Source organism: Hymenobacter glaciei (assembly GCF_039539585.1).
GTDB lineage: Bacteria > Bacteroidota > Bacteroidia > Cytophagales > Hymenobacteraceae > Hymenobacter > Hymenobacter glaciei.
Genome location: NZ_BAABDK010000031.1, coordinates 155617 through 175665, shown reverse-complemented (window position 1 = coordinate 175665; position 20049 = coordinate 155617). Strand labels below are relative to the sequence as shown.

Below are 20049 nucleotides of genomic sequence, written 5' to 3'. Positions count from 1 at the left end.
CGGATGCGGCCCCGCCAAACCCTTTTGCTGGGGCTGCTGCTATTGGTGCCGGTACTGGCCTTTTTGTTTCTGTACCGCTTCGGCACAAACCGTTACGCGCTGCCAACTTACCTGCCCGACCGTGTGGATTCCACACAGGTTGGCGGGAAGTGGCAGCGCGATACTGTTTTCCACCAAATCGCTCCGTTCCAGTTGTTGGCTTCGACCGGCCGCGAAGTCAGTAGCCAAGAGTTAAGCCAAGGCCTGTACATCGCGCAGTTTTTTGCCGATGATGCTGCCAGTCCCCTAGTGGCTCGCCAATTGTTGCGGGTGCAGGAGAAATTCCGGCACGAGCCGCGTGTGAAGCTCGTGACGTTTGTGCTCGACCCCACCGCTTCCAACACGGCTAGCCTTTCGAAACTGGCCGAACAGTATGGCACGATTGCCGGCAAGTGGTTTCTCCTGGCTGTCCCAGCCGATACGCTGCACCAACTCACCCAACGCGAGTTTCGGCTTACGACGGACCCTAAGCGCCTGCCCGGGGCTGTGTTCACAGCCAACATCCCAGCCGGTCGGCTGTTATTAATCGACAAGCAGCGCCGCGTGCGCGGTATTTATGACGGTACCGATGGGCGCGAAATTGACCGCTTACTCACGGAAGTAACCGTGCAGCTTTACGACTATGAACACCCCCACTGAACAATTGCACCCGCCCGTGCTGGCTCCTGGCGACTATACGCGCTACAAAATCATCCTTGGCACGCTGGGGGTGGTGGTGCCCCTACTAGTAGCCGTCCTGTTTTACTATAAAGGTGCCTTCCAGATTGCGGGCTCGGCACCTTATCTCAAGTCATTGCCAGCTCTCAATGCGGTGTTGAACTCGTTGACGGCGGTAGCACTACTGGCTGGGTTCTACTTTATTCGACAGAAGAATGTACTGGCTCACCGTGCTTCGATGGGGACGGCTTTTGCACTGGGCGGCCTGTTTTTGCTTTCGTACGTGGCCTACCATTCGCAAGTAGACAGCACGCATTTTGGCGGCGAGGGCACTATCCGGACGATTTACTTCCTTCTGCTGCTCACGCACATTAGCTTGGCTGTCGTCACGGTAGGGTTGGTGCTGTTTACGCTCTATTTTGCCCTTACGGGGCAATACACCAAGCACAAAGCCATTGCTCGCTGGACGTTCCCGGTGTGGCTGTACGTGTCAGTAACTGGCGTTATCGTGTATTTCATGATTTCGCCGTACTATACCTGATGTTGAGAAACTTTGCCGCGGCCCTGGTGTTGCTCTAATTATGAAAAAGACCTTTTTTACCACTGCTTTTGCCCTGCTCGTGGGCCTGTTGCTGAGCTTGGCCCCGCTGGCGGCTCAGGCACAATGCACCATGTGTAAGTCACAGGTGGAAGCTGCCCGGCAGGAGCGCGACGACTACGACGTGGCCGGCCTCAACAAGGGCATCGTGTACATGATGACCGTGCCATATATTCTGATGGGCGCGGTGGGCTACTTCTGGTATCGTCGCACGCACCCGAAGAAAGCCAACGCTTAATGGCTGTGCCTGGCACAATGCGGGCACTCCTGAAGTTGCAATGCCCGCGCTGCCACATGGGCAAGCTCTTTACGCACGGGGCTTTGAGCTGGAAGTTTATGGACATGCCGGCTGAGTGCCCGCACTGCCGCTATGCCTACGAACCTGAGCCCGGCTTCTACTACGGGGCCATGTACATCAGCTCGGGGTTTTCGACGGGTATCTTGCTGAGTATCGGCTTTCTGCTGAACTACTTCGCCAACGACCCGCCCCTGTGGGTATACGTGCTGACAGTAGCCGCTGCAGTGCTTGTTGTGACGCCGCTGCTGTTTCGTTATTCGCGGGCGGTGATGCTTTACGGCTTTGGTGGGGCGCATTTCGACCCACGCTATTTATCATCTTAGCTTGCAAGCATATGGGTTGATTTGAATGCTGCTTTCGGGCAGCATTTTTTATTGGGCCTGGAATTTGTCGAGATACTGCCCGGGCCGCTCCGCCATGTATAGTGCCTTTTTAGTGCTTACTGGCTTTCTTTGAGCGGACAGCCCTTTTCCGCCCGATTCCTGACCTGATACCCGCTTTCTTGCGCGCTCCCTTTCGCCTATCTCCGGCTATTCTTTCGGCAACCACGCGGCAGCGGCTGCCGTGGCTGCTATTGCTGGCGGCAGTGCTGTGCTTTGGCGGTGGCTACCTGGCCAGCCGCTACGGCCAGGCCCCGGGCGTGGTGCAGCGCACCGACGTAGCTCATTTGCAGCAGCTCGTGCGCAACGCCGAAGCCATTGCCCGCCGCGAAGCCGACACCGTGGCCATGCAACTGCAGCACGGCCCGTACAGTTTTCAGCAACTACTGGCCGAAACGACCTACCCGACCTGCGTGCTGGAAAACGGTGTGCTGCGCTACTGGTCCGACGCCACCTTGCGGCCCGAAACGGAAACGGCCCCTGCAGTAGCAGAGCGGCTGATTGAGACGCCGTTGGGGAACTTTGTGCAGTTGCGGCGGCCGGCCGGCCGGTTTCTGATACTAATGTATTTGCCGCTGAAGCGTCATTACCGCATCAACAACCGCTACTTGCGAGAGGGCGGTGAGCAGGCGTTGTTTCGGGGGCTGGAACTCGAAATTGTAGGGGAAAATCCGGCTCCTGGCTTGGCGCGGTTCGAAGCTGGCGATGGGCGTTACCTGTTCTCGATTCGGCGAATTCAGCCCAACCCGCTCACCGGGCAATACGTGCCACTGGGGCTGCTGGCGTTGGGAAGTTTGTTATATGCAGCCGCCTGGCTGCTACTGGCCCGGCGCTGGTGGCATGCTGGCCGTGCGGTAAGTGCCGTGCTGGTGCTGGTGCTGCCACTGGTGCTGCTGCGAGCGGTGCTGGTGTTTCTGGGGCTGCCTTACTCATTCATCGAACTCCCCTTGTTCGACCCACGGGTGTACGCGGCCGCGTGGTGGGCACCTTCGTTAGGCGACCTGTTGCTAGAAGCGCTGCTGGCCCTGCTGGTGGCAGCCGGCGGCGTGGCTCTATGGCGTCGTTACAACGTGCCGAGCCGTGTGCCAGCTCCGGCCTCAAGGCAGGGGCAATTACTAGCCGCTGCCGCTATCGGCGTTGCCTTCGCAGCTTGGCTGGGGCTGCTGTTTGGGTACTACAGCACTGCTTTTGGTAGCTCACAGCTCAACCTCGACGTGAGCCGCAACGTGCAGCCTAGTGGGTTCTGGGTGATGCTGGGCTTGGCCGTGCTACTGCACACCGCCGCTTGGCTCACGGGTTTGTTTGGCCTGACGCAGGTGGCCGGTGCTTTGTTGCGCCACGTGCCGCGCCGGGTGCTGCTGTGGGCCCCTTTGGCCGCGGCGCTGCCGGTGTTGGGAACCGGGCTGGCGGTGGGCGAGCCGCGGCTGCTGCTGACGGGCGTGCTACTGCTATTTGCCGCGCTGGTGCGGGCCGTGAACCTGCGGGCCGCCCCTGGACGAGGCAGTTACCAGGCCTCAGTACTGGTGGTGTTGCTGCTGGCCCTCACTTCGGCCACGGGGGCGCTGGCCCTCTACGAGCATTTCGAGAAACAGCTGCTGGTCGATAAACAACGGCTGGCAGGCAACCTGCTCATCGATAACGACTTTCAGGGAGAGTATTTGTTGAGTGAGCAGATGCGCAAAATCGCGAGTGACCCCTTTGTGCGGAGGTCACTGACTGCTGCATTCAGCAACACCGACGCGGTGCGTGAGCGTATTGCTCGGCAATACCTGAGCCAATATTTCGATAAATACGAAAGCAACATCACCTTATACGATGCTCCTGGCGACGCCGTGGGCGCGATTCCGGGAACCCCCAGTCTGCTAGCTGCCCGCATCAACACGGCCCGGACAGCAACGGCCACTGGGCAAGCTGGGGTATTTCTGATGCAGTCGGACAACCCGTTTGGCTCGCGGCGCTACGTGGCTTACATCACCGTGCCGGGGCAGCGGGTGAATGGTATTGGCCTGCCGCTGGGGGCAGTACGCGTGGAGCTGGCCCTAAAAAAGCTAACTCCCTACAGCGTGCTGCCCGAGCTGTTGGTCGACCAGAAGTTCTTCGAGCCCGGGCTGGCCACCGAGCTCAGCTACGCCGGCTACAACCGCGGGCAGCTGGTGTATAGCGAGGGCGACTTCGACTACGCCAACCGACTGCCCGCCGACTTGCTCACCGACCCGCGCCTCTATGCCACCGGCCTCACGCGCAAGGGCTACCAACACTTCGGGGTGCGCGGTTCCCTCGGCCGCACCGTGTTGGTAACGACGGCCACGTATTCGGTGGGCGACTGGCTGGCTAACTTTTCGTTTCAATTTCTGCTGTCGGCCAGTTTCTGGCTGGTACTGGGTGCGGTGGGGCTACTGGTGCGCGACCGTGCGTTGCCGCGCCTCAATTTCAGTACCCGTATTCAGTTGCTGTTGAACGTGGGCATTGTGGTGCCGCTGCTGGTGGTGAGTGTGGCCACGGCCAGCCAGCTTATTGCTTCGTACAAGCGCGACCTGGCCCGCACCTACGAGCGGCGCGGCCAGCTGGCGCTGGAAAGCCTGCGCCGGCAGCGCCACCTGCTCTCCGACAGCACAGCGCGGCCCACCCTGACGGCGCTGGCCAAGAACGTGGCTGCCCTCACCGAAACCGACCTCAACCTCTACGATGCCCACGGCGAACTGCTGTCCAGTAGCCAGCCGCTGATTTTTGATGCCGGCCTGCTGGGCCCACTGCTGAACCCCCAAGCGGTGGTGGCGCTGCGTGAGCGCAACCGCCCCCGCGCGTTGCTCACAGAGCAGGCGGGCTCGCTCTCGTTCAATTCGTTGTACCTGCCGGTGCGGGCCGGCGCGCACGAAGCTGTGGTCGCCGACCTGGCGGGCCACGCCCTGGGACATGGCCCGGCTGGCGCAACAAACAATAAGACGGGCAACTATTCGGTTAACTCGTCATTAGACGATGATGGTTCGTCGGCCGACGAAATGGACATGGCTACCGGGCCCATATTGGGGTACGTTGGCATTCCCTTCTTCGACTCGGAGAAAGCCCTGGATACCAAGCTTACCGAGCTGTTTACCACGATTCTGAACATCTTCACGCTGATGTTTCTGATTTTCCTGGGGCTGGCATTTGTAGCGGCGCGGCAACTCACGGCCCCGCTCACCCTCATCACCGAAAAGCTGACCCAGACCACGCTCACGGGCGAAAACGAGCTGCTCGACTACCGCAGCTCGGATGACGAAATTGGCCTGCTGGTGCGCGAGTACAACGCCATGCTCACCAAGCTCGAGGCCAGTAAGCGCGAGCTGGCAGCGCAGGAAAAAGAAGCAGCCTGGCGCGAAATGGCCCGCCAGGTGGCCCACGAAATCAAGAACCCGCTCACGCCGATGAAGCTGAGCCTGCAGTTCCTGCAGAAGGCCATTGCCGAGCGCCGGCCCAATTCGGAAGAGCTGATTGGTCGCATTTCCCAGACGCTTATCACTCAGATTGACGTGTTGAGCGACATTGCCACCAGCTTCAGCACCTTCACCAACCTGCCGGCCATGCGCCCCGAGCGCCTCGACGTGGCCGAGATTCTGCGGCGCTGCACGGCCCTGCACCAGCCCGATACCGACGACGGCGCCCTCGACCTGCACCTGCCAGCCGATGCCGAAAGCGGCCGCTACACCGTGTATGCCGACGAGAGCCTGCTGGTGCGCACCTTCAATAACCTGTTGATAAACGCCCGCCAGGCAGTGCCGGCCGACCGCGCCCCGCATATCGACGTTTCGCTGGGGTACGTGGGAGCCGGCAGCGTGCGCGTGGCCATTCGCGACAACGGCGCGGGCATTCCCGACGATGTGCGCGAGAAAGTCTTCGTGCCCAACTTCACGACCAAGGAAACCGGCTCGGGCATCGGGCTGGCCGTGGCCAGAAGGGGCATTGAGAGTGCCGGCGGCAAAATCTGGTTTGAGACGCGGGTAGGGGAGGGAACCGACTTTTTTATCGAACTGCCGCTGGCGGGGTAGCCGGGCGCTGGCAACAAGTCGTTACAAAGCCCTGGCAAGTCGTTGCAAAGGTCCGACAAGCCGTTACAGAACTCCGGCAAGTGGTGGATTAGCCCCGGCAAGCCGTTACAAGGCCCCGGTAAGTCGCGAATAATCTCTGGCAAGGCGTTACAAGGCCCCGGCAAGTAGTGGAGAAGGCGCGGCAAGTCGTTACATGCCACCGGCAAGTGGTGGAGCGGCGGCAGCAAGGCGTCCGGAACCAGTGGCAAGCGGCTAAACGGGGCCGGGCACCAAAGTTCTCCGCTGGTGCGTTGTGCGCCTGCTAACCCCGACCTTTACCGCATGATTCGTCGCTTCCGTCTGTGCTTCCCCCTGGTGGGCCTGCTCGTGGCGGCGTTGCTTTTGGTGAAAGCGGAAGTGCGGGCGCAGACGAGGCCGGCAAAAACCGGCGAAGCCCTACCGCCCAGCACACGCCGCTGCCGCTGGGTGCGACTGGCCCCCGGGCGCGACACCACGAGCTTCACGCTGACGGACACGCTGACCATCGTGCCATCATCGGTACTGGCCAATGGGCGCGGGCTCGACTACGACGGCCGCACGGAGCGGTACCGCTGGGTGCGGCCCGCTCCGCGCGACAGCAGCGGCGCAGGTCGGCCCGATTCGCTGCTGGTGTGCTACCGGGTGCTGCCGTTGCGCCTCACGGCGGCGCGCTTCCGGCGCCCGCGCAGCTTGATGGACAGTATTGGGTTTCGGCAGGGTGCGATGCGGTTCGAGGATTTCTCGGTGAAGGAGCAGATTTTGAACACGCCGGGCATCAGCAAAACGGGCAATCTATCGCGCGGGCTGAGCTTTGGCAACACCCAGAACGTGTTTGTGAACTCGGCGCTGAACCTGCAGCTGGAAGGGCAGCTGGCCGAAAACATCCAGCTCACCGCTGCGATTTCGGACCAAAACGTGCCGTTTCAACCGGAGGGTAATACCCAGCAGCTGCAGCAGTTCGATAAAATCTACCTCACGCTCATCAACCCCATCTGGAACCTGACGGCCGGCGACGTGGTGCTGCGCAACAAGCCCGACTACTTCCTGCGCTACTACAAAAACATCCAGGGTGCAGCGGCCGAGGCCAATTTTGGGCCGCCCATCGTGGGCCTGGCGGGCTACGGCGCAACCCAGGGCGTGGCCAATGCCACCTTCCTGAACGGCGTGGCCGGGCAGGTGCCGGGCGGCGGCATTGCGGGCCCTTCGCCGGCCACGCTCAACCCGCCCGCCATCAGCCAGCCCCAGCTTACCGACCCCAACCGGCAGGTGCCCGGTGTGGCCCCGCCGCTGCCGTTGGGCGACCAAGCCCCACTGGCTGGCACCACCGTGACAAGCAGCGGCGTGCGCAAGGGCGTGGTGTGGCGCTCGTCCACCGCCGTAGCGGGCGGGGTGGCGAAGGGCAAATTTGCCAGCCTCGACGTGCCGCCGATTGAGAACGTGCAGGGGCCGTACCGCCTCAACGGGCCCAATGGCGAGCAGTTCATCATTGTGCTCGCCAATTCGGAAAAGGTGTACCTCGATGGCCGCCTGCAAACCCGGGGCTTCGACGCCGACTACACCATCGACTACAACTTGGCTGAAGTCACGTTCACGCCGCGCCACCTCATCACGCGCAATTCGCGCATCAAGATTGATTTTGAGTATTCCGACCTCAACTATTCGCGCTCGCTGGTGGCCGCCAGCCACTACCAGCAGTTGGGCCGGCTGAGCGTACACGGCAACTTCTACCAGGAAGCCGACAATCCCAACAACGCCCTCAACCTGAACCTGAACGATACCACCGTGCTAAAAAAGCTGCGCCGCGCCGGTAACGTGGCCGTGGCCGAAGTAGCGGGCGGCGACTCGGTGGGCTACTCGCGCACGCAGGTGCTGTACCGGCGCGACCCCACCACCGGCCAGTTCAGCCGAGCCGTGGGGGCCGACACGCTGCGCGGCGTGTACTCGGTGCGCTTTACCGACGTGGGCCAGGGGGGCGACTACAACCTCTCGACCGACCCGGCCGACCAGACCAGCAACGGCCGGGTGTACCGCTTCGTGGGCACGGGCCAGGGCCGCTACCTGCCCGTGCGCCGCATTCCCACGCCGCTGCTGAAGCAGCTGGCCACGGTGGGCATTAGTCTGCAGGTGGACAGCAGCACGACGGTATTCGTGGATGCGGCCCGCTCGCGGCTCGACCGCAACCGCTTTTCGCCGGTGAGCGACCAGGACGGCGCTTTTCGGGTAGGCTACGTGGTGCAGGACCGCCGCTTGCCCGAAGCCTTGGCGGCTGGCGTGCTGCGCGGCTACCGCCTGCGCTCGACCATGGACTACGAGTACACGGGCAAGCGCTTCGCGCCGATTGACCGCTACCGCGACATCGAGTTCGACCGCAACTGGAGCAACGTGAGCAACACGGCCAACGTGGGCGCGGCGGCCGTAGCCCGCGAAGACAATATTTTCAACTTCAGCCTGGGGGCCAGCCGTGATGTGAACAACAGCGTGAACTACCGCCTGAGCCGCCGCTTCCGGCCCGGCGAGGTGAATGGCGTGCAGCACTGGCTCGACGCGGCCCAGCAGGTGGGCAACCTGCAGATGCGCGGCTCACTGTTTCTGCTGAACTCGCAGGCCGGGCGGTTCAACTCGAACTGGGCGCGGGGCGAGGCCACGGGCCGCTACGTGGGCGGCCGCATCGTGCCCGGCTACGCCTACCGCTTCGATAAAAATCTGGTGAGCTCGGCCAGTACCGACACCATCCGGTCAGCCAACTATTTCGACGAGCACGACATGTTTATTCAGAGCCGCGACTCGGCCCGCACCCAGTTCCGCCTCGACTACACCTACCGGCGCGACCAAACCCCTAACCGCGAGCAGACGCAGTTGCAACGGCGCGGTACCGCCCAAACCTGGCAGGGCACGCTGGCCTCGCGCCTGGGCAAAAACCAGGACGTGCGCGTGCTGGGCACCTACCGCGACCTCGACTCGCTGGGCCTGGCCCGTAACCGCACGGTGCTGGGGCAGCTGTTCTACAACGTGGGGCTGCTGCAAAACCAGGTGCGCTCGGAGCTGAACTACAGCATTGCCACCGGCCGCGAGCTCAAGCGCGACTACTCGTTTCTGGCCGTGCCGGCCGGGCAGGGCACGCACTACTACGCCGGCGACCTCAACAAAAACGGTGCGCAGGACAAGGACGAATTCTTCGAAGCCCAAACGCCCGACGCGCAGTACCGCACCTACATCAAGGTGTATTTGCCGACCAACGACTACGTCACGGCCTACACCAACCGGCTGGCTTACCGCCTCACCACGGCGGCTCCGCGCGGCTGGCGCGAGGCCGGCGGCTGGCGCGCGGTGGCCTCGCGCTTCGCCACGCTCACCAGCATCACCGTCGACCGCCGCACCACCGACCCAGGCGTGCTCAAACGCCTCAGCCCCTTCAGCTTCGATAAGGAGGACGACCAGCTGCTGGCCTTTAATCAGCTGTTTCGCAATACGCTGTACTTCAATCGCTCGAATCCCATTTTTGGGGCCGAGCTCACCGTGCAGCAAACCCAGCAGAAAACTAAGCTCGTGCAGGGCTTCGACCTGCGCAACCTCAGCACCCAGAGTCTACTGCTGCGCCGCACGCTGGCCACCACGTTCACGGGCCGCCTCACGGCCGCCCGCGACATCCGCGAGGCCACCAGCAACTACCTCGTCACGCGCAACTACCGCCTGCTGATTTACACCGTGCAGCCCGAAATCAGCTACCAGCCCACGCCCAGCCTGCGCCTCACCGGTACCTACGCCCACACCCAAAAGCAGAACACCCTCACCACCCTGCCCACGCTGCCCACTCCCACGCCCGCCGAAACTCATCCTGGCATTTTCGACGACCTCGGCCTCGAAGCCCGCCTGAGCCAGGTAAGCAAGCGTACCGTGTCGGCCGCCACGCACTATACCCGCGTGAAATTCGATGCTGACCCGGCCGCCCTCAACTCGGTGGTTGCCATCGAAATCCTCAACGCCCTGCGCCCCGGCAGCAACTTCACCTGGAACCTGAACGTGGAGCAGCGCCTCAGCAACGGCCTCAACATCACGCTGGCCTACGACGGCCGCAAAGCCAGCAACCTCAACACCGTGCACACCGGGCGCATGCAGGTGGCCGTGCTGTTTTAGGACCGGGGCAATTAGCTCAGCCTTTCGCCGCCTGCAGTTGGTGCAGTACCAGTTCCCACAGGTGTTCGTAGGGGATGATTTCTGCTTCTCCAAAGGCATCGCCGGGCGGGGGCGTAGTGGTCAGCGTCTCCAATGTAGCCAGCCCGCGCTTGCGCGCTTTGGCAGGGTCGAAACCGGTGTCGGCCAGGGCGCGCAGCAGGCGCAGAAACAGGCGGCTGCGCCGGAGACTGTGGTCGCGGAGGTGGCGCTGCTCGTACTTGCGCAGGCGTTCCAACCGCACCAGGGCTTCGTCGAAATTCCGCTGGCGGAGGTGGTAAAGCAGCTGTAGAACCAGAATGGCAACGTTTTGCCCGCTTTTGTCGCGGCTGTACTCCGGCAGCATCGCCGCCCATTTGGCGGGCGGCGTTGGCACAACCGGCTGCGCTTGTGGGGCCACAAAATTGATGTAGCCCCGGTACAGCTCCCAGCGCTCCAGGCCGGTTGGGCGTAGCTTCACGATGGCCGGGTTTTGCGCCACTGTGTCCAGCAGCTGCCGGGCGTAGTCGTACTTTTTTTGGTGCAGTGCCAGCAGCAGGTGGTATTCCTGAAAAAAGAACCAGTTGCTCGAGGTGGGAGCGAAGAGGTGAATGCCTTCCTGCGCCAGGCGCAAGCCCGGGGCCAACTGCCGGCCACCCAGGTACGCCACCACCCGCATGAAGGTGTTGTACCGAACGTCGAAGCGCCGGGCGTTGAGCTTGCCCTGGCTGAACTGGCGCGCGGCGGCGCCCGTCAGGCGAATGATTTCGGCGAAGTTGCCATTAAGCTCCTCCAGCGCCATCCGTAGCCGATACAGAAAAGAAAACGTGTTGAATGTTTTGGCCTGCCGGTGCAGTGCCTCCAGCTGCTTAAGGCACGCCGGCATTTGCGGTAGCAGGGCCCGGCGGTCCTTCACCGGGCCCGATAAGAGCAGATACATGCTGTTGAACACGCGCTCCGCTTGGTCCTCCAGCTGCTGCACGCGCAGGCTTTGCTGAAGGATGAGGTCCATCTGGCGGTAGGCCGCGGCCTTATTGAGTTGGGCATAGAGGGTGGCAAGCAGGCGGGCGCTTTGCACCGCATACGGGGTGAATTCGCCCGCTTGGGCCTCCGTCAGGCAGCGGCGGAGCAGGCGTATGCTCAGAATAAATTCACCCTCGCCGGATAGGGCGGTGCCTTTGTGCAGCAAATCCAGGCAGGCCATTTGGTAGCGGCGCGATACGAAGCTGAGCGGGTTGCTGTGGTCCAGAAAGTAGAGGTGGTTGAGCAGCTTGTTTTGCACGCGGCTCTTCAGCCGTTTGAGTGCCACCACGTTGGTGCTGGTGGCCTGGCCATACAGTGCTTTGGTGGCCTGCACCTGCGTGCGAGCCGCACCAGCCAGCAGCAGGCTTACCAGTTGGCCTTCCCGGCTGTCGTGCGCCGCTTCCAAATCAATAACGGGCAGGGTTGGCAGACGCCGAAGGTCCACGATTCGCGCCAGGGTGGCAAGCTCATCCATGTTGTAAAACCAATGTTGGAGTGGGAAGACGGCCGTCCCGCTGCCAGCCCTTATGGCTAATTGGACAGCGAACAGGTCGTGCCCTCGCTAGTGCTAGCAGCAAACCTACGAGTCTATGAAATGTCCCTGAAACGGCCAAAGTCTTTGCAAAATAATTTTTGAAAATGGTCATTTGAGGTCTTTGAGACACAATTAACGAATGCGACTCCTATATACAGCGCAAAAAAACACAAGTATGCCTTGTCCCTGAAACGGCCATTTATTCCTTTTACAGCGCATCAATGCGCTGTAAATTTGTGTAAAGTATTCTCATATCCAATTGATTAATTTACGTTCAGTGGTTAAAGTCCTTTGATATCCGGGCTGCTTGCAGGAGCCAATTACCTTCAAGCTATACCAACGTTTCGACGAGCAGCCTGCTATTACGCTCTCCCGCAATTCTCCTTTTTTCTGCTTTTTGGTTGGTCCATCCTTCCATTCCACGCCAGTACTTCGCGCTGCTACTCCCGGCCCGAGGAATATTTTGTCCGTCTACCAATAGTCTCCTGGCTGAGCCAAACGGCCGCCACTAGCAGCGAAACAAGCGTCTATGCCTGCTTGTCGGACAAAAAAGAAGCGCCTGCACCGGAAACGGCGCAGGCGCTTCTGCGTTGAAAAAAAGCCAGTGCCTCTACAACTAGCGCTGCCAGCGCGAACTGCCAACGGCTTTCGCTGCCTGCCGGGCAGCCCGCGCCGCCAGCCCAGCCGTGAGCTCGCGCTGCTTGTAGCACAGCGGCAAATCGGTGCCCGAGCGGAAGGCGCGCACGGTAATTTCGGCACAGGCCCGGGCGTCGCTCAACGCGTCGTGGTGGTTGAGGGGAATGCCGAACTGCCCGGCCACGTGGTCGAGCTTATGGCGCTCGAAGTGGGGCCAGCACAGCTTGGCCAGCTTCACCGAGCACAACGCATGGAAAGCCGGAACGGGCAGACCAAAATCGCGGCAGCTGTATTCAAGCACGCTCACATCGAAGGCCGAGTTATGGGCCACTACGGGCTGGTGGTGCAGGTAAGGCAGCAGCAGAGGCCACACGTCGGCCAAGGTAGGGGCATTGCGCAGCTCCGCTTCCGAAATGCCGTGCACCTGTTGGTTGCGCCAGTCTACGCGCAGCACGCGCGGGCGCAGCAGGGTCGCGTAGGTTTCCACAACCTGGCCGCCACGTACTCGCACCACACCCACGGCGCAGGCACTGGCCCGCTGCTCGTTGGCCGTTTCAAAGTCGATGGCCGAGAAGTCGAGGCTGGCCAGGGAGCGGGAAATTTCTGCTTGCATAACCTGCAAGTTAGGACGGTGCGCTGAATGGGGATAAGAGATAAGGGAAAAGGCAGAAAAATATGGTTGTTATCCTTTCTGATTCCCAATGTCCTATTTCTTCGCCCTCACTCCCTCGTCAAGCATGGCATCGGGCTCGCAGCACACGTCGGGCACTTCGAAGTAGTTTTCCATCACGCCATTGATATTACCCTCGCACCCTTTAGTCAGGTCAATATCGAACTCGATATCGGAGTTGAATTGCCGAAGGGGAATCAGCACGCGGCCGTAGGGTAACCGCAGCGGGGGCAAGGTAAGGTGCGGTGTGCCCGCCCGGTGGGCCATTCGCAGGGCGGCAAAGCGGGCCTGCATCTGGGCATCGAAGGGCACGGCGCTGGTGGCCAGCTCGCGCCAGGCTTCGGGCACGTGCCCGGCGGCGAGCAAGCCCACCAGCAACAGCAGGCTCGCTAGTCGCACCAGCCGCTGTGGGAAGCTGGCGGCAGCCATTGGTGGCAGTTCCACCAGCTGCGGCAGTTTCTCAGGTTGCGACTGAGTCATCAGTGGCGACAAGCTCTCAAACGGTTGCTGGTTTTCGGGCGATGAAACAGTCGACAGGGCCTCGGGAACCGCGCTGCTTGCCGCAATCCCGGAATGCCGGCCCACCAGCCAGCCCAACCCGGCGGTTGAGCCCAGCAGGACCAGCAGAATCTCGTTTTGTGCCCGCATCAGCGGCGCACCCACCACCAGATAGCGGAAGAGCAGGAACCCAATAAAATTGAGTGCCGCGTAGGCCAGCAGCAGCGTCCACCATTGCCGCCGGGCAAGCGGGCGAGGTGCCGGAGCAGTTGCCGGGACCTGCCGCCCGGCCCACCAGCCCAGGCCGCCCGCCGCCAGCGCACTCAGCCCGTGCATGGGTTTAACCAGGAATAGCCCCATCGACAAAACCGAGCGGGGAATAAGCACCAGCCAACGGTAAGCGTAATAGGGGTCCGAAGGCGGAGCCATGGCGGCCGCGCGGGCCCAGTTGCCGGGCGCAGTAATCGCCACCACCGCCGCCAGCACCGCAATAAGTAGCCAGCCCAGCAGTGCGGGCCGCACCGCACGGGGCAGCGCCAAGGCCAGCACCGCCAGTACCGGTAGGGCCTGCACCAGCGTCAGCTCGTTGCCCGTGAGGGCGAGCACCAACGGCAGGCATGCCCAAATGGCCGCCCGCCGGCGGCCGGCGGCGGGCCCCCAGCCCACGCGCAGGGCCAGGGCCGTAAAATTCAGCAAGCCAATCAGCGTGAGCTGGTACACCAGCGCCCCCGCAAACCAGTACAGAAACGAAAAAGGTGCAGGGGCCGCGTTACAAAACAGCACCAGCAGCAGCCCAGCGGCCCACCATGCCTGTCTGCGCGTGCAGTTAAACCCCAGCGGCGGCCACCGCAGGGCCCGCAGCAGGTGGGCTAGACTGGCCCATAGCCCCAGAAACAGCACTGCCGAGGCCACCTTCACGCCGCCCAGCCAGCCGTAGGCCACCGGGTTCAGCACCGTCATAATAAACGTAGTGGTGAAGCGCCCCGTCCAAGTCTGAAACAGCCACAGCTGTACGCCCCAGGTACCATGCTCGCGCATCCAGGTGCCGTTGCGGAAATCGTCGAAAAACGGCTGATTGAACGCGCAGAGCAGCAGGAACGGGGCCAGTGCCAGGGCAATACCCAGGCGCGGAAGTAGCAGGCGTAGCGAGGAAGCAGTAGGCAAAGTGGAAATGGCTGTAGAGACGCAGGTGCGCAGCTCGTTATGGAACGGTATGCGCGGCCGTCGTTCAATATTGCCGCTCAACGACGAGCCGCAAAATAGTGCATCTCTACTTGGTTCAGTCTGCGTTCAGCGACGAGCAGCAAAGATGCGACGCTACAGCCCGGCCAGCTTGCGGGCGGCCTTCACTACCGCCAATTCGGCCTGGCCGGCGGGCGCTTGCGCAGCATCGAGGGTGGCGCGAGTCGCGGCCAGCCAAGCGGGGCTGGCTGCCTGTCCGGTTTGCAACTGCGTGAGGCGCTCCATCAGCACGGTCGCCACCGTGGCCAGCCGGGCCGAGAGCGGCGCGTACTCCGTCAGGCTGAGGTTAGAAGCCAGCAGGGGCTGCAGCAGCACGTCGTTGGCTTGCCAGCGCAGCGCCTGGGCGCGTAGTTGTGCCAACTGCCGCGGGGCTGGCGGCAGAAAATTCGGCGCGCCAATGCGGGGCGTGACTACGCTATCGACCAGCACTGCAAAGCGGCGCGCCACTTCCGATTCGGCCGGGGCAGCGTCTACCAAGCGGTTGAGCGGGGTGGCGGTGGTGTAGTTGAAACCCTGAAAATTACGCTTATACTCCTTCACCGGCTCAATTACCTCAGCCAGCGTGCGTAGCGGGCCCACGTTGTCCGTGCCCGCCAACTGCTTTAGCAGCAGCTCGGGGGCACGGCGGTGGCGCAGCCCCAGCGTTTCCAGTTGGGGTGAAAGTAGGTTCAGTCGGCGGTACATGTCGGCCACGCTTTGGGTGGCAGCCTGGGGCGACCACAGGCGCTCAGCCACGGCGGCCGCCCGCGGCCACATGCGGGAATCAAGCACCGTTGAGTCGGCATATTCCGCCCACATAGCCGCCTCACCGCCCAGTACCAGCTTTTGCTCGTCGGGCGTCAGGGGCGTATCGGGTGGCAGTGGGTCCACGGTGTAGGAGCTGGCGGCGCTGAAGTTCAAATCCAGGTAATAGCCGTTCGAGAGCACCACCGGGTGGCCCAATCGGGCGGCCTCGCTCAGGCCTTTCTTGCCACGCCAGCTTTGAATAACGGCCTCTTCGGGCAGGTCAGGCCCCAAAATTTCGTCCCAGCCAATCATGGTTTTGCCGCGCTTTTGCAGCATGGCCATTACCCGGCGGTTGAAATAGGTTTGCAGCTGGTGCTTGTCCACGGTTTTGCCGTCGGCCTTCACCATGTGGTGGGCCTGCATCCAGGCCACTATGCGCGGGGTGCGACGCCAGTTGCGCCCGTCGTTCTCGTCGCCGCCGGCGTGGAAGTAAGGGTCCGGAAACAGCGTCGTCATCTCCGTGACGAGCGAGTCGAGAAAAGTATAGGTCGTTTCGCGAGTCGGGTCGATGGCCACGTTAGTAGTGCGCCAGCGCGTGTAGGGGGCATACACCGAGTCGTTGGAGGCCAGGCGCGGGTAGGCCACAATCCAGCTGGTGGTGTGGCTGGGCATGTCGAACTCCGGCACCACCCGAATGCCGCGCGCTGCGGCGTAGGCCACTACCTCGCGCACTTCGGCCTGGGTGTAAAACAGTCCGTCGGTGCTGCCTACCGTCTGCAAACGCGGGAAAACCTTGCTCTCGATGCGGAAGCCCTGGTCGTCGGTGAGGTGCCAGTGCAGCACGTTCAGCTTCGTGGCCGCCATGCCGTCGAGGTTGCGCTTGATGACGGCCACGGGCATGAAGTGCCGTGCCGCGTCAATCAGCAGCCCGCGCCAGGCAAAGCGCGGTTGGTCCCGAATGTCGACTTCGGGCAGGTAACGACCTTTTTTATCGGGGCGCGGCAGCTGCTCCAGCGTGGCCAGTGCCCGCAGCACGCCCAGGCTGGTAGGCGCGTCGATGCTCACGCCCATGGGCGTCACGCGCAGCGAATACCGCTCTTCATCAAACAACTCGGGCCGGCCCACCCGCCCGTAGCGGATTTGCAGCGTGGCTGCGCCAACCACCTTGGTCGCCGGCGACAAACGGCCAACGGTACGGTTCACCGCGGCTGCTACCGCCGGGGCGGCGGGACTGGGCAGCAGCGGTTTCAAGGCTGCTTTCAGTAGCAGGCGGCCCTGGCCGTAGCGGGCTTCGGCAGGCAGCGGCAGCAGGGTGGTTGCCGTTTGGGCCGCCCCGGGGCGCGTCGTCAGCACTAATAGTGTCAAAAGCCATTTCGCCCAGTTGCGCGGTTTGAAGGCCCTCCGTATCATGTTCAGTTACTAATGATTTCCCGGTCGCCTACAAATACGCGTCCATAAAATCCGGCAAAAACCCCCTCATATTCAACAAAACAGAGCTTTATATCAGGCCCCGGGCTTTGAATTCCAGGTACTTATTAATCGTATTCGCCGTCAAGTCCTTGGGTGCCGTCAGTAGCGAATAAATGCCGTAGCGCTGCAATTCGAGCACAATCTGGCGTTTTTCCTGGGCAAATTTTTCGGCGATGGTCTGGTTATACACGTCCTCGGTGGTGGCGGCCGGCGTTTCGAGGAAGGTGCGCAGCTCGGTGTTTTCGAAGAACACCACCAGCAGCAGGTGGTCCTTGGCCAGCCGGCGGAGGTAGGGCAGCTGGCGCTGCATGCTGTGAAGGGTTTCGAAGTTGGTGAACAGCAGCAGCAGGCTGCGCTGCTTGATGCGGGCCCGCACTGTGGCGTAGAGTAACTCGAAATCGGTTTCGAGGTACTTGGTTTTCTGGCGGTAGAGGATTTCCAGCAGCTTCAGGAGGTGGCCGGGTCGGCGGTCGGCGGCCAGCGTGGCGCCGGGCTTGTTCGAGAAGGTGAGCAGGCCGGCTTTGTCGTGCTTGAGCAGCGCAATGTTGCTAACTACCAGCGTGGCGTTGATGGCGTAGTCGAGCAGGCTCAGGCCGTCAAACGGCATCCGCATCACCCGGCCCTTGTCAATCAGGCAGTATATTTGCTGGGCGCGCTCGTCCTGGAAATGGTTCACCACCAGCGCATCATGGGCCCCGGTGCCGGCGCGGCGGGCCGTTGCTTTCCAGTTGATGCTACGCGGGTCGTCGCCGGGCACGTAGGGCCGTATTTGCTCGAACTCCATGCTGTGGCCCACCCGCCGGATGCGCTTCACGCCCACTTCCGTGAGGCGGTTGTGGATGGCCAGCAGCTCGTACTGCCGCATTTGCAGGAAAGAAGGGTACACCGGAACCACCTTGCCCTGCTCGTAGCGAAACCGCCGCCGCACCAGCCCCAGCGGCGACGCGGCGTAAATGTTCAGCGCGCCAAACTCGTACTCCCCGCGCTTAACGGGCCGCAGCTGGTAATCGATAATCTGCGTCTCGCCGGGCTTAATAGCCGTTTTGAACAACACGTCGCGCCGCTGAAACTGGTGCGGAATTTCGTCAATCGTTTCGGTCTGGATGGCAAACCGGTAGCGGTTTTCGAGGTAAATCCGGACGTCATTGTCCGAGCCGTTGGCCAGTTTTTCGCCCAGCACCCGCCGTCCGAACACCGGCGCAGTCTGGCCCTTGGCCGGGGCATACAGCAGCAGCGCATCGAGCAGGGCCAGTACCCCAAACAAGCCCAGCGCAATTTTCATCGGCCCCAGCAGCCAAGGCAGAAAAAAGGCCACCACAAAGCCGGTAGCAATAGCCGCCAGTGCCTGGAAGAAGCGGGAAGTGAGAAAAATGCTCATAATTACTTGCGTAGTTGGTCCCGCACTGCCATCAAGGCGAACCCTAACAAGTTGGGCCCTTGCCAGTGGGTTGGGGCAGCCGCATCAGCGGAGTCAGCCGCTAGGCCGATGCCCCAGATGTTGTCTACCGGGCTGGCCTCGACCAGTATCCGTTCGTTGGTGGATAGTAGGAAATCCGTCAGATTCTTGTGTTGCTCAAACTTGTGCAGGTTGCCGGCAATCACGATTTCAACCTTGTGCGCTTCCCATATCTCAGGCTCGAAGTGTTGAATTTCGCGCCCCAGCTTTTTGGCTTCGGCTGGGCTTTTAGCAGAGAGAATTTTGGCCAGCGTTTCATTGTCATTGAACAGCCGCGCTTTTTCGGCCATCATCCAATGCTCGGTAGACCGGTACGTGATGCCGGCTACCACAAAACTGGCCACCCACCACTGGCTCAGGCAGGATTTGGTGACGGTACCGTCCTTACTGGGCTGGTTGCCCCAGAAGAACAGGTATTTGACCCGGGGGGTATCCTGCGCCAACTGGTCAAGCAGCCATTCAGTGGAATATAGCATCAACAGTGTGGGTAAAGCGCGGCTCCTCGGGTCGCGTTGTTGTTAGTGTAGTCAGCGAAGTTTTGCGCGGGCCCAGGTGGTCAATGACGCGAAAGGCCACATTTCTACATTGTTCAGGAGATGTCTACCGTGGTACCTCCACGCTCTGAATAATCTGTTTCACCACTTCATCCGGCGTGCCGCCTTCCATCTCGCGCTCGGGCGTGAGCATGATGCGGTGACGGAGCACGCTGGGGGCCAGAAACTGCACGTCTTCCGGCGTCACGAAGTCGCGGCCGCGCAGGGCGGCCAGGGCTTTGGCACCGTTCAGCAGGGCCAGCGAGGCGCGGGGTGAGGCGCCGAGGTACAGGGCTTTGTGCGCCCGCGTTTGGCCCACCAGCTTGGCGATGTACTCCAGAATATTGGCCTCTACGCGCTGCAGGCGTACTTGCTGGCGCAATTGGGCCAGGTCGGCGGCGCTCAGTATGGGCTGCACGGCCTCCAGGTTGATGCTGCCCTGGCCGCCGTGGTGGCCGGTCAAAATCTGCACTTCCTCGGCCAAAGTCGGGTAGCCCACGTGCAGCTTGAACAGGAAACGGTCGAGCTGCGCCTCGGGCAGGCGGTAGGTACCTTCTTGCTCCACGGGGTTTTGGGTGGCCAACACCAGGAAAGGCTCCTGCATGGTGTAAGTGGTGCCGTCCTGCGTCACGGTGCGCTCCTCCATCACCTCAAACAACGCTGACTGGGTCTTGGCAGGGGCGCGGTTGATTTCGTCAATCAGCACCACACTGGCGAAAATGGGGCCGGGGCGAAACTCAAAATCGGCCTTGTTCTGCCGGAAAACCGAAGTTCCCAGCACATCGGACGGCATCAAATCGGGCGTGAACTGAATACGGCTGAACGGCACGGCCAGCGTGCGGGCCAGCAGTTTCGCCATCAGGGTTTTGGCCACGCCGGGTACGCCTTCGAGCAGCACGTGCCCATCGGCCAGTACGGCGGTGAGCAGCAACTCCAACAAATCGGTTTGGCCGACGATGATTTTGCCGATTTCGGCCCGAATGGCTTCGGTTTGAGCGGTGAGGCGGGCAAAGTCCGTACGCGGCGCGAAAGCTTCCTCTGGCGTGGTGGCTGGGGCGGCCGTTTCGGCGGGTGCCATCGGCGCGGCAAATTCGGT

Annotated in this window: 13 protein-coding genes; 6 read left to right on the top strand and 7 right to left on the bottom strand. The window is 61.9% G+C overall.

All coding sequences use genetic code 11. The annotated features are described in order from the left end of the window. Nucleotides 1–3 precede the first annotated feature (3 nt). The 6 genes from ABD837_RS20510 to ABD837_RS20485 all read left to right on the top strand — a co-directional run bounded on the left by ABD837_RS20510 (nt 4) and on the right by ABD837_RS20485 (nt 10149). Nucleotides 4–678 carry a hypothetical protein gene (locus ABD837_RS20510; RefSeq protein WP_345058336.1) on the top strand — a complete coding sequence of 225 codons (675 nt, stop codon included), beginning with the start codon at nt 4–6 and terminating at the stop codon, nt 676–678. Then, nucleotides 662–1237 (top strand): DUF420 domain-containing protein, encoded by a 576-nt coding sequence (locus ABD837_RS20505; protein ID WP_345058334.1) that lies wholly within the window; start codon nt 662–664, stop codon nt 1235–1237. The genes ABD837_RS20510 and ABD837_RS20505 overlap by 17 nt, the downstream gene beginning before the upstream one ends. A 40-nt stretch (nt 1238–1277) precedes the next feature. Then, entirely contained in the window at nt 1278–1532 is a 255-nt protein-coding gene (locus ABD837_RS20500) for a hypothetical protein (RefSeq protein ID WP_345058332.1), read from the top strand. 56 nt (nt 1533–1588) lie between these two features. Next, nucleotides 1589–1915, top strand: coding sequence for a DUF983 domain-containing protein (locus ABD837_RS20495; RefSeq protein WP_345058330.1), 327 nt, complete (start codon nt 1589–1591; stop codon nt 1913–1915). 179 nt (nt 1916–2094) lie between these two features. After that, nucleotides 2095–5997, top strand: coding sequence for a sensor histidine kinase (locus tag ABD837_RS20490; protein WP_345058328.1), 3903 nt, complete (start codon nt 2095–2097; stop codon nt 5995–5997). Nucleotides 5998–6318: 321 nt separating this feature from the next. After that, on the top strand, nt 6319–10149 hold the full coding sequence (locus tag ABD837_RS20485; protein ID WP_345058326.1) for a hypothetical protein: 3831 nt from the start codon (nt 6319–6321) through the stop codon (nt 10147–10149). 16 nt (nt 10150–10165) lie between these two features. Here the strand turns inward: ABD837_RS20485 and ABD837_RS20480 are convergent, their stop codons facing one another. From ABD837_RS20480 to ABD837_RS20450, 7 genes are all read right to left on the bottom strand, one after another. Continuing rightward, nucleotides 10166–11662 (bottom strand): hypothetical protein, encoded by a 1497-nt coding sequence (locus ABD837_RS20480; RefSeq protein WP_345058324.1) that lies wholly within the window; start codon nt 11660–11662, stop codon nt 10166–10168. Between the two features lie 676 nt (nt 11663–12338). Further along, nucleotides 12339–12971: an exonuclease domain-containing protein gene (locus ABD837_RS20475; RefSeq protein ID WP_345058322.1), complete on the bottom strand. Its 633-nt coding sequence runs from the start codon at nt 12969–12971 to the stop codon at nt 12339–12341. 93 nt (nt 12972–13064) lie between these two features. Continuing rightward, complete coding sequence (locus ABD837_RS20470) at nt 13065–14690, bottom strand: hypothetical protein (protein ID WP_345058320.1); 1626 nt, start codon at nt 14688–14690, stop codon at nt 13065–13067. Between the two features lie 153 nt (nt 14691–14843). Further along, nucleotides 14844–16847, bottom strand: a complete 2004-nt coding sequence (locus ABD837_RS20465) for a family 20 glycosylhydrolase (protein ID WP_345058318.1) — start codon at nt 16845–16847, stop codon at nt 14844–14846. Nucleotides 16848–16992: 145 nt separating this feature from the next. Further along, the gene (locus ABD837_RS20460) at nt 16993–18342 is read right to left on the bottom strand and encodes a DUF58 domain-containing protein (protein ID WP_345058316.1); all 1350 of its coding nucleotides are present in this window, start codon (nt 18340–18342) and stop codon (nt 16993–16995) included. A 2-nt stretch (nt 18343–18344) separates the two neighbouring features. After that, entirely contained in the window at nt 18345–18896 is a 552-nt protein-coding gene (gene ybiA / locus ABD837_RS20455) for a riboflavin biosynthesis intermediates N-glycosidase (RefSeq protein WP_345058314.1), read from the bottom strand. A 124-nt stretch (nt 18897–19020) separates the two neighbouring features. After that, the gene (locus ABD837_RS20450) at nt 19021–20031 is read right to left on the bottom strand and encodes an AAA family ATPase (protein ID WP_425554364.1); all 1011 of its coding nucleotides are present in this window, start codon (nt 20029–20031) and stop codon (nt 19021–19023) included. Between the last annotated feature and the right edge of the window lie 18 nt (nt 20032–20049).

Bases quoted from the DNA above. Each gene is read 5' to 3' on its own strand.
- ABD837_RS20485 (WP_345058326.1), top strand. From the start codon at position 6,319: ATGATTCGTCGCTTCCGTCTGTGCTTCCCCCTGGTGGGCCTGCTCGTG.
- ABD837_RS20460 (WP_345058316.1), bottom strand. From the start codon at position 18,342: ATGAGCATTTTTCTCACTTCCCGCTTCTTCCAGGCACTGGCGGCTATT.
- ABD837_RS20505 (WP_345058334.1), top strand. From the start codon at position 662: ATGAACACCCCCACTGAACAATTGCACCCGCCCGTGCTGGCTCCTGGC.
- ABD837_RS20475 (WP_345058322.1), bottom strand. From the start codon at position 12,971: ATGCAAGCAGAAATTTCCCGCTCCCTGGCCAGCCTCGACTTCTCGGCC.
- ybiA (WP_345058314.1), bottom strand. From the start codon at position 18,896: ATGCTATATTCCACTGAATGGCTGCTTGACCAGTTGGCGCAGGATACC.
- ABD837_RS20500 (WP_345058332.1), top strand. From the start codon at position 1,278: ATGAAAAAGACCTTTTTTACCACTGCTTTTGCCCTGCTCGTGGGCCTG.
- ABD837_RS20450 (WP_425554364.1), bottom strand. From the start codon at position 20,031: ATGGCACCCGCCGAAACGGCCGCCCCAGCCACCACGCCAGAGGAAGCT.
- ABD837_RS20510 (WP_345058336.1), top strand. From the start codon at position 4: ATGCGGCCCCGCCAAACCCTTTTGCTGGGGCTGCTGCTATTGGTGCCG.
- ABD837_RS20480 (WP_345058324.1), bottom strand. From the start codon at position 11,662: ATGGATGAGCTTGCCACCCTGGCGCGAATCGTGGACCTTCGGCGTCTG.
- ABD837_RS20495 (WP_345058330.1), top strand. From the start codon at position 1,589: ATGGGCAAGCTCTTTACGCACGGGGCTTTGAGCTGGAAGTTTATGGAC.